We start from the raw sequence: 1,716 nt of genomic DNA, 5'->3' as shown, positions 1-1,716 counted from the left end.
GACCGTGACCGGGCCGGTTGTGGACCGCGGGGCCGAGCGGGCGCGGGAAGCTGCGGCCTGGGCCGCAGCCCGGGATGGACTTACCCCGGCGGCCGCCCGGTTCCCGCAGCTCATCGATTGGTGGAACACCTGGTGCGCGGCCGGTGGACTCAAGCGAGCCGCGCGGGCGGAGGCAGTTCGGAACTCCATGACCCCATCACCTGCGGTCGGCGCGGACCTGGTGAGCAAGTTGGCCGCCGTACTCGAGATGCTGCCGGCGGCGGGGGAGCCACTGGCGCTCCTGGCGAGGCGGGCGGTGGGTGACGCTCATGGCCTGGACGCCTCCCGCCCGCTCGGCCGACTCGCCGCTACCGTGGCCAAGGCCGCGTTCATGCCTGGCGCGGGGATCGCGGATAAAGAGTTGTCGCCCCGCGATGCATGGGCTGCCGCAGGAGTGGTGCTGTCGAGCCTCGCCTCAACCGTCCTGTGTCTGGGCGTCGCGGGAGTGAGGCCGGCCGATACCGACATTGCCGGTCACCCATCCCGAACGGCGACGGCGACCTCGTTGGAGGCCATGCGGGAGGCCCGCATGCCCGTGCTCCTGACGCTCGACCAGGTGCGCTCCGGCGGAGTACGTGTGCTCCCGCCCGGCAGCTACATCCATGTCTGCGAGAACCCGACCGTCGTCGAAGTTGTCGCCGAGCGCTGGGCTGGAATTACGGCCGTTGCTGGCGTGGGCGGGGCGGGCAGCCCTGTGCTTGTATGCACCTTTGGCCAACCGAGCAGGGCGGTAGTCGAACTGTTGAAAAGACTCGCTGGAGATGGGGCAGAGTGTCGATACCACGGAGACTTCGACTGGGCAGGTCTACGGATTGCCCGATATCTGAGCGGACACCTGGCATGGGTCCCGTGGCGCTATGCGGCTGTCGACTATCGTGAGGCTGCGCAAAACGGGATGCCCTCGCGACGCCTGACTGGAAGTTCAGCCGAATCGCCGTGGGATCCGGAGCTAGCAAGCGCCATGACCGAATGTGGCCTCGCCGTGGAGGAGGAGGCCGTGGCGAACCTGCTGGCGGCGGACGTATTGTCGGGAGGGCCGTGCACTGACTAATTTCAGGTCATTGTCTCGATCCTCAGCGACAACGGAGAAGGTTGGGATCTCCGTCTACAACTGCCTCGACGGGCTGGGTGCGTGCCATTCCAGGATTTTCTGTGATGGACTCTGTCAATGGAGGTAAGCGCGGCGCGGAGTCCGGATCAGGAGAACCATCATGCCTCTCGAATGTTTTCATCAATCTTCCGGTCAGCAGCCTCGAGCGGTCCAAGGAGTTCTACGCCTTAATCGACGAGCAGATCGCCGACACCTCCGTCACATCTTCGGCCACCAATGCGGTCAGTGTGGACAGTCCGAAGAATTTTTCGTCGACAAACCGGTGACCGAAGACTGGGAGGCGGTCCAGGCGAGGTATCCCCAAACCGCAGCGGCGGAGTAGGGCCAGGGACTCAGGTGTCAACCAACCAACACCCACAGCGGGCTGAACACTGCTCCAGCGTGCCCATCGAGAAGGACGGAGCGTTCGCCACTGACGTGGCGACGGAATTCGTGTGGGCTTAAGCGGGGTTTTTGATCTCGTAGCGCAGGATCTGGTCGGTGCCGGGGTAGCTGGTTTTGATGCCGGTGAGGTGTTCGCAGAGTTCGGCAGCCGCTCTGGTGGGCGTCGGGTTGGAGCGGCGGGG

At 65.2% G+C, this 1,716-nt stretch carries 2 protein-coding genes; both read left to right on the top strand.

Annotation, left to right across the window (positions count from 1 at the left end; translation table 11 throughout):
- The coding region (locus tag Y708_RS26570; protein ID WP_155853957.1) for a TIGR02679 family protein at positions 1 to 1,090 on the top strand (1,090 nt) is incomplete at its 5' end.
- 104 nt (positions 1,091 to 1,194) lie between these two features.
- Complete coding sequence (locus Y708_RS0119600; RefSeq protein ID WP_028281225.1) at positions 1,195 to 1,416, top strand: hypothetical protein; 222 nt, start codon at positions 1,195 to 1,197, stop codon at positions 1,414 to 1,416.
- Positions 1,417 to 1,716 lie beyond the last annotated feature (300 nt).

The sequence above is a fragment of the Arthrobacter sp. H5 genome (assembly GCF_000520595.1).
Lineage (GTDB): Bacteria > Actinomycetota > Actinomycetes > Actinomycetales > Micrococcaceae > Arthrobacter_D.
Note: the sequence above shows the minus strand (reverse complement) of the source record. Positions and strands in the feature narration are given on the sequence as shown.